The sequence below is a fragment of the Amycolatopsis sp. NPDC058278 genome (assembly GCF_042881395.1).
In the GTDB taxonomy this organism is placed as follows: Bacteria; Actinomycetota; Actinomycetes; order Mycobacteriales; family Pseudonocardiaceae; genus Amycolatopsis.
Genome location: NZ_JBHVXZ010000221.1, coordinates 1 through 7,809, shown reverse-complemented (window position 1 = coordinate 7,809; position 7,809 = coordinate 1). Strand labels below are relative to the sequence as shown.

Here is a 7,809-nt window from a genome sequence, read left to right as displayed (position 1 = left end):
TACTACGACCGCAAACGAGCTGAGGGCAAGAAGCACAACGCCGCCCTCATCTGCCTGGCACGGCGCCGCTGCGACGTCCTCTACGCCATGCTCCGCAACGGCACCCACTACCGCCAACCCGCCCCCGCTGCGGCTTGACAACCACATAGGGACACCCCCCTTTTCGACCGCACCGACACCGCGTCGATGCAGCCTCTGGTCCAGTCGAGCTCGTCGATGTCGGACAGCTCGTCGAGCACGAGCTGGTGCAGCCGGTCCCACACGCCGGCGTCCTGCCACTCACGTAACCGCCGCCACGCGGTGTGCCCGGAACCGCATCCGAGCTGCTCGGGTAGGTCTCGCCAGCGGCAGCCGGTGTCGAGCACGAACAAGATCCCCTCCAGCGCGGCACGGTCATCGATCCGGGGCCGCCCACCCGGACCGCGCGGCGCTGGTCGGGACGGGATCAGGGGTTCGATCAGCTCCCAGAGCCGGTCTTCGACCCGCCGCTGCTGCGTCGTCTTCGCCACGACTGCCCACGATCGACGACCAGGACCGGCAGGTTACGCGGTGACACACCCTTAAGTTTTGAGACCAGGTCTTATTCGGCCGTCGGCCGGCGCGAGGTTCGCCTCGTGCGGGCGGGTGGCGATCCGTGGCGCCGTCCTGACCGGAACAAGGTTCTCAGTCCTGGGGGCTGATCGCGCGCAGCCGGCGCGGGCCGGTGTCGGGCCGGGACGGCGGCGCCCCCAGCACCAGGCGGGCGTTGGCGGCGAAGGCGCCGTCCGGCGAGGCCAGGATCGGGTCCAGCACCAGCGACCGCACCTCCGGGTTGTCCTCGGCCAGCGCGGCCACGCGCAGCACCATGTCCTGCAACGCGGCGAGGTCGGCCGGCTCGTCGCCGCGGTAACCGGTGAGCAACGGCGCCGTCCGCGGCTCGCGCAGCAGCGTCGCGGCGTCGACGTCGGTGAGCGGCACGGCCCGGTAGGCGCGGTCGCCGAGCAGCGTGCTGACCAGCCCGGACAGCCCGAACGACACGAGCGTGCCGAACGACGGGTCGTCCTGCAGCCCGATCACGCACGACAGGCCCTTGGGCGCCATCCGCTGGACGTACACCTCGTCGTCGCCGGAGACTTCGCGCAAGTTCCGGTAAGCCGTGCGCACCGAGTCTTCGGACGCCAGGTCGAGCCGGACCCCGGCCAGGTCGGGCCGCCCGCGCAGCCGTTCGTCGACCGCCTTGAGCGTCACCGGGTAGCCCAGCTCGTCCGCCGCCGCGACCGCTTCATCCACTGTGGACACGATGCGGAAGGGCACGATGTCGATGCCGTAGCAGTTCAGCAGGCGCACGACTTCGGCGTCCGAGAGCAGCGTCGTCTTGCCGCTGGCGGCCTCCAAGAGCTCGCGGACGATCACCTGCGCCTGTTCGGTGTGGATCCCCGAAGGGCGCACCAGCGCGCCCTGCAGGCGTTGCCGCCACGCCGCGTACCGGATGACCCGGGCGAGGGCGTTCACCGCGCGTTCGGGGCTCGGGTACGACGGGATCGACCCCCGCGTCGGCACGCCGTCACCGGACAGGACCGCGAGTTCGTCCGGAACGCCTTCGGCGGCGAGGAACGTCGAGACGATCGGCTTGCGCTGCCCCAGTTCGACGACGGTCTCCCGCAGCGCCCGCGCGTACGCGGTGCCGGGGATCGCCACCGGCGGCGCGAACACGACGACGAGGGCGTCGGTCTCCGGCGAGGTGAGGGCCTCGCGGACGGCCTTGGCGAACTCCTCCGGCCCGGCCTGCGGGCCGACGTCCACCGGGTCCGACGCCAGTCGCAGGCCCTGCATCCGCGCGGTGTCGGCGGCCAGGAGCCCGATCGCGCTGGAGTTGCCGACGATGCCGACCCGCGGCCCGGCGGGCAGCGGCTGGTGGGCGAACACGAGCGCGGTGTCGAACAGCTGCGCCAGCGATTCGACGCGCACGACGCCGGCGTGCTCGAACAGCGCCTGGACACTGGCCTCGTCGATCTCCGTCGACGTCGCCGCCAGCTGCGGCCGGACCGCGTGCCGCCCCGACTTGACCGCGACGATCGGCTTCGTCCGGGCCAGCCGCCTGGCCAGCCGCGCGAACTTGCGCGGGTTGCCGAAGGATTCCAGGTACAGCAGCACCAGGTCGGTGTCCGGGTCGGTTTCCCAGTACTGGAGCAGGTCGTTGCCCGAGACGTCGGCGCGGTTGCCCGCCGAGACGAACGTCGACAAGCCGAGGCCGCGCGCTTCGGCGTCGGCGAGGATGGCGGTGCCCAGCGCACCGGACTGGCAGAAGAAGCCGGTGCGCCCGCGGCCGGGCAGCCGCGGCGCGAGCGTGGCGTTCAGCCGGATCCCGGGCGCGGTGTTGAGCACGCCGAGCGCGTTCGGGCCGACCACGCGCATGCCGTGCGCCCGGGCCTCGCCGACCAGCCGCAGCTCGGCGTGCAGGCCGCGCGGCCCGGCTTCGGCGAACCCGCTGGACAGGATCAGCAGCGTCTTCACGCCCTTCGCCAGGCAAGCGTCCAAAACGGACTCGACGGCCTCGGCGGGCACCGCGACGACGGCCAGGTCGACCGGGTCCGGGATGTCCAGCACCGACGGGTACGCGCGGACGCCCCGCACCGAGCGGTGCTCCGGGTTGACCGGGTAGACGGTGCCGGTGAACGCGGCGGCCAGCAGGTTCACGAAGGCGACGTGGCCGACCTTGCCCGGCTCGGCGGACGCGCCGATCACCGCGACCGACGACGGGTGCAGCAGGTTGTGCACGCTGCGGGCCTCGGCCGCCTGCTCGCGGGAGCGCGCGACGGCGAGGGACTCCTCGGTGGGGTCGATGTCGAACTCCAGGTGCAGCACGCCTTCCTCGATCTCGCGGCTGACCTGGTAGCCGGCGTCGCGGAAGACCCGCACCATGGCGGCGTTCTCGGCGAGCACCTCCGCGACGAACCGGCGCAGCCCGCACTCCGACGCGGCCGCGGCCAGGTGCTCCAGCAGGATCGAGCCGAGCCCGCGGCCCTGGTGCACGTCGCTGACGACGAAGGCGACCTCCGCCGACGGCCCGTGGTCGAGCCGTTCGTACCGGCCGACGGCCACGATGTCGTCACCCAGGAAGGCGGCGAACGCGACCCGGTCGTGGTGGTCGACGGTGGAGAAGCGCTTCAGGTCCTTCTCCGGGATGCGCGGGTAGGCGCCGAAGTAGCGGAAGTAGCGGGTGCGCTCGGAGAGCTTCGCGTGGAAGGCGACGAGACCGCCGGCGTCGGTGGGCACGACCGGGCGCAGGTGGACGGTGCCGCCGTCGGACAGCACGACGTCGGCCTCCCAGTCGCGGGGGTAGTCGAAGGGGTCTCGTCCGGCCATGGTCAGTCCCTGGGGTCGTCCGGATCGAGGCCGTGCAGCGGGAAAACGGCGCGGCGCGTGTCCCGGACGGCGATGTCGACGGGATCGTCCTCGCCGTCACCCCACGGCTTGAACCCGGTGTCGCGGTCGTCGGTCATCGCCCGCGGCAGCTCGGCCTGCGGGGCGGCCTTGCCGACGGTGGCGACCCACCCGGGCGGCAGCGGCGTCGCCGGGTCGACGTCCCGGTCGAGGACGGTGGCGATCAGGTGCGTCCACGACCGCGGCACGACCCGGATCAGCTGGTACCCGCCCCCGCCGACGGCGATCCACTTGCCGCCGGCGTAGGTCTCCGCGAGGTCGCGGAGGGTGGCGTAGATGGTGCGGTGCCCGTCGACGCTGAGCGAGAGGTCGGCGAGGGGGTCTTCTTCGTGGGAGTCGACACCGCACTGGGTGAACAGCAGCTGCGGTTCGAAGTCGGCGAGCAGCGAAGGGACGACGGCGTTGAAGGCCCGCAGCCAGCCGGGGTCCCGGGTGCGCGGCGGCAGCGGCACGTTGACGGAGGTGCCGTCGGCCTTCCCGCGGCCGGTCTCGGCGGAGTAGCCGGTGCCGGGCCAGAGCGTGAAGGGGTGCTGGTGCATCGAGATGGTGAGAACGCGCGGGTCGTCGTAGAAGGCGGCCTGGACACCGTCGCCGTGGTGGACGTCGGTGTCGATGTAGGCGATGCGGTCGAAGCCGTGGTCGAGCAGCCAGGAGATGGCGACGGCACAGTCGTTGTAGACGCAGAAGCCGGCGGCCTGGTCGCGCATGGCGTGGTGCAGGCCCCCGGCAATGTTGACGGCGCGGCGGGCTTCCCCTTCGGCGACCTTCCGGGCGGCGAGCAGCGTCGACCCGACGACGAGGGCGGAGGCGTCGTGCATGTCCGAGAAGACGGGGTTGTCGGAGGTCCCGAGCCCGTGCCCGACATCCCACCCGACCAGCGGCGCCTCCCGCACGGCGGCGAGGTACTCGGGGGCGTGGACGCGGAGGAGTTCTTCGTCCCCGGCACCGGTCGGGACGAGCAGTTCGACGTCGTCGAGCACGCCGAGCTCGGTGGCCAGCCGGACGGTGAGCTCCAGCCGGACGGGATTGAAGGGGTGATCCCCACCCAGGTCGTAACCCAGCAGGGCACGGTCCCAAACAACGGCCGGCGACATACCGCCCGACTCTAGTGCCGATCGAGTGGATCCGTGGACTGGACTGGTTCGCACCGCGGGTGCGACAGCTCCCGACCGGGACCCGGTGGTCGCCCGGCTGCGTGCGCTGGGCGCCCGCCCGGTGACGTGCGACCTGCGCGGCCACGGCGCGGCTTGGCGGGCCCGCCGAGCCGCCGCGGCTCAGCCCGGCGGGGTGGCCGTTGCCACTGGGGCGGAGCCGGCGGGGCTCAACCCGGCAGGGTCCGTCGCCACCGGCCAAACCGCCACGGCTCAGCCCGGCAGGGTGGCCGTTGCCACTGGGCGGAGCCGGCGCCGCTCAGCCGGGCAGGGTGCCCGTCGCCGCGGGGCGCTGTGGGTTGCGGGACCAGTGGGACCACGAGCCCGCATACAGGCCTGCGCCCGGGTGGCCGGCCAGCTCCAGGGCCAGGACCACCGAGCTCGCCGTCACCCCGGAACCGCAGTAGGCGCCGACCGGCTCGCCCGGGCGCAGGCCCAGGCCCGCGAACCGCTCCGCCAACTCGGCCGGGGGCCGCCAGCGGCCGTCCGCGCCGACGTGGGCCGAGAACGGGGCGTTCACCGCTCCCGGGATGTGGCCGGCCCGGGGGTCCACCGGCTCCGTCTCGCCCGCGTACCGCGGGGTTGCGCGGGCGTCGAGGAGCAGGCCGTCGCGGGCCAGGGCGGCCGCTTCGTCCGCGTCCAGGACCGGCATCCCTCCCGGGCGGACCGTGATGTCGCCCGGTTCCGGCCGGGCCTCCTCCGTGCTCACCGGGTGCCCCTCGGCCGCCCACGCCGCGTAACCGCCGTCGAGGATCGCGACCTCGTCGTGGCCCGCCCAGCGCAGGAGCCACCAGGCCCTCGCCGCCACCGAGCCGTCCGCGTCGTCGTAGGCCACCACCGGGGTGCCCGTCCGGATGCCGGCCGCGCGCAGGTCGCGCTGCAGATCGGCCGGGTCGGGCAGGGGGTGCCGGCCGCCCTCGCCCGGCTCGCCGGCGAGCACGCTGTCGAGGTCGGTGAACACCGCGCCGGGCACGTGACCCTCGCGGTAGGACTCGGCGCCGGGCGGACCGGCGAGCCGCCAGCGGACGTCGAGGACCACGGGGCGGTCCCCGGCCGGGCCGGACAGCGCGGCGGCGAGGTCGGTGGTGCTGATCAGCGGACGCATGCCTCCCATCTTCCAGCGGCCGCCCGCCCGGCCGCGCCGGGGTGCGGACATATCCCCCACCGGCGAGTTGTTACCCCCGAGGCCCGCCGCCGCTGCCGGGGTCAACGACTACGATGAGCAACGCGGACGAAGGGGACAGCGTGAACGATCTCATCGACACCACCGAGATGTACTTGCGTACCATCTACGAGCTCGAAGAAGAAGGTGTCGTTCCGCTGCGCGCCCGCATCGCCGAGCGCCTGCAGCAGAGCGGCCCGACCGTGAGCCAGACCGTCGCCCGGATGGAGCGCGACGGCCTCGTCGTGGTCGCCGACGACCGGCACCTCCAGCTCACCGACCACGGCCGGGAACTGGCCATCGCCGTGATGCGCAAGCACCGCCTCGCCGAGCGCCTCCTCGTCGACGTGATCGGGCTCGAGTGGGAGCACGTGCACAACGAGGCCTGCCGGTGGGAACACGTGATGAGCGAGGCCGTCGAGCGCAAGCTGGTCAAGCTGCTCGACCACCCGACCACCTCCCCGTACGGCAACCCCATCCCCGGCCTGGACAAGCTGGGCGACGGCGACCCCGCGCCGCCCGCGGAGGCCGACCTGGTCCGGCTCGACGAGTTCGCCCGCACCGGCGGCGGCCGCGTCGAGATCCGGCGCATCGCCGAGCACGTCCAGCTGGACGAGTCGCTGATGACCGAGCTCAAGTCCGTCGGCATCGTGCCCGGCGGCACGGTCACCGTCGGCAAGGCCAGCGGCGGGACCATCGAGGTCACCGGTGGGGACACCACCGCCCAGGTCGCCAGCTCCGCGCTGCACGCCGTCCTGGCGCAGGCCCGATGAGCCCCGCTACGGACGCCGTGGCGGCGTTCCACACGATCCACGGCACCGCACCGGCCGGCGTCTGGTCGGCGCCCGGCCGCGTCAACCTGATCGGCGAGCACACCGACTACAACGACGGCTTCGTGCTGCCGTTCGCCCTGCCCCACCGGCTGGCCGCGGCGGCTTCGCCCCGCGAAGACGGCGTGCTGTCCGTGGCCACCCTGGGCGACGACGGCCAGCTCCAGCGCTCCGGCGAGCTCAAGATCGCCGACCTGGCGCCGGGCACCGTCGACGGGTGGGCCGCGTACCCGGCGGGCGTCGCGTGGGTGCTGCGCGACCAGGGCTTCGCGAACGGGGCCGACCTGGTCATCGCCGGGGACGTGCCGTCGGGGGCGGGGCTGTCCTCCTCCCACGCGCTCGAGTGCGCGGTGTCGCTGGCGCTGCTGGGGCTGGCCGGCCTCGAGCTGGACGGCAGCCGCACCGACGTCCCGACGCGGCCCCAGGTCGCGCGGTGGGTGCAGCGGTCGGAGAACGACTTCGTCGGCGCCCCCACCGGCCTGCTCGACCAGACGGCTTCCCTCTGCTGCACCGAGTCCCACGTGCTGTTCCTCGACGTGCGGTCGGGCGAGCAGGAGCAGGTGCCGTTCGGTCTCGCCGAGGCCGGGCTGCAGGTGCTGATCATGGACACCCGCACGAAACACTCGCACGCCGAGGGCGGGTACGGCGAGCGCCGCCGCGGCACCGAACGGGCGGCGGAGCTGCTCGGGGTGAAGGCGCTGCGCGACGTCACCGTCGAAGGTCTCTCCGACGCCCTCGACCGGCTGCCGGACGACCTGGTGCCGCTGGTGCGGCACGTCGTCACCGAGAACCAGCGGGTGCTCGAGACGGTCGCGCTGCTGCGCGCCGGGCGGCTCGCCGACATCGGGCCGTACCTGGACGCCTCGCACGTGAGCATGCGCGACGACTACCGGATCTCCACGGCCGAGCTGGACCTCGCGGTCGACTCGGCGCGGGCGGCGGGCGCCCTCGGCTCGCGGATGACCGGCGGCGGCTTCGGCGGCTCGGCGATCGCGCTGGTCCGCGACGCGGACCTGGAGCGCGTCAAGGAGGCTGTCGAGGCGGCGTACGAGAAGGCCGGCTACCGGCGGCCGCGGATGTTCACGGCGGTGCCCTCCCGCGGCGCCGGCCGCGACGAGCTCTGACGCCGCGCGGGTCCGCCCGGGGCAACCCCCGCGCGGACCCGCGCGGCGGGGAGAGGGCAGACTGGGCCGCACCCAGGGGGTTTTAAACCACTGACGCTGCCGCCCACAAAGCACATGTT

The 7,809-nt window shown here is 73.6% G+C and carries 6 protein-coding genes and 1 pseudogene; 3 read left to right on the top strand and 4 right to left on the bottom strand.

Annotated features, from left to right (window positions below; translation table 11 throughout):
- A pseudogene (locus ACFVYA_RS48675) lies at nt 1-138 on the top strand (IS110 family transposase); the annotation flags it as partial.
- On the opposite strand, the gene ACFVYA_RS48670 reads toward ACFVYA_RS48675, so the two are convergent.
- The 4 genes from ACFVYA_RS48670 to ACFVYA_RS48655 all read right to left on the bottom strand — a co-directional run bounded on the left by ACFVYA_RS48670 (nt 108) and on the right by ACFVYA_RS48655 (nt 5,679).
- The gene (locus tag ACFVYA_RS48670) at nt 108-509 is read right to left on the bottom strand and encodes an IS5 family transposase (RefSeq protein WP_387055311.1); all 402 of its coding nucleotides are present in this window, start codon (nt 507-509) and stop codon (nt 108-110) included. The pseudogene ACFVYA_RS48675 and the gene ACFVYA_RS48670 sit on opposite strands and share 31 nt — an antisense overlap.
- A gap of 154 nt (nt 510-663) precedes the next feature.
- Entirely contained in the window at nt 664-3,345 is a 2,682-nt protein-coding gene (locus ACFVYA_RS48665; RefSeq protein WP_387055309.1) for a GNAT family N-acetyltransferase, read from the bottom strand.
- A gap of 2 nt (nt 3,346-3,347) precedes the next feature.
- On the bottom strand, nt 3,348-4,517 hold the full coding sequence (locus ACFVYA_RS48660; RefSeq protein WP_285989695.1) for an acetoin utilization protein AcuC: 1,170 nt from the start codon (nt 4,515-4,517) through the stop codon (nt 3,348-3,350).
- Between the two features lie 316 nt (nt 4,518-4,833).
- On the bottom strand, nt 4,834-5,679 hold the full coding sequence (locus ACFVYA_RS48655; RefSeq protein ID WP_387055307.1) for a sulfurtransferase: 846 nt from the start codon (nt 5,677-5,679) through the stop codon (nt 4,834-4,836).
- A gap of 113 nt (nt 5,680-5,792) precedes the next feature.
- Between ACFVYA_RS48655 and ACFVYA_RS48650 the strand changes: the two genes are divergently transcribed.
- Together ACFVYA_RS48650 and galK are read left to right on the top strand one after the other, a co-directional pair.
- Nucleotides 5,793-6,509 carry a metal-dependent transcriptional regulator gene (locus ACFVYA_RS48650; RefSeq protein ID WP_081911239.1) on the top strand — a complete coding sequence of 239 codons (717 nt, stop codon included), beginning with the start codon at nt 5,793-5,795 and terminating at the stop codon, nt 6,507-6,509.
- Nucleotides 6,506-7,690 (top strand): galactokinase, encoded by a 1,185-nt coding sequence (gene galK / locus ACFVYA_RS48645; protein WP_387055304.1) that lies wholly within the window; start codon nt 6,506-6,508, stop codon nt 7,688-7,690. The genes ACFVYA_RS48650 and galK overlap by 4 nt, the downstream gene beginning before the upstream one ends.
- Nucleotides 7,691-7,809: the final 119 nt, after the last annotated feature.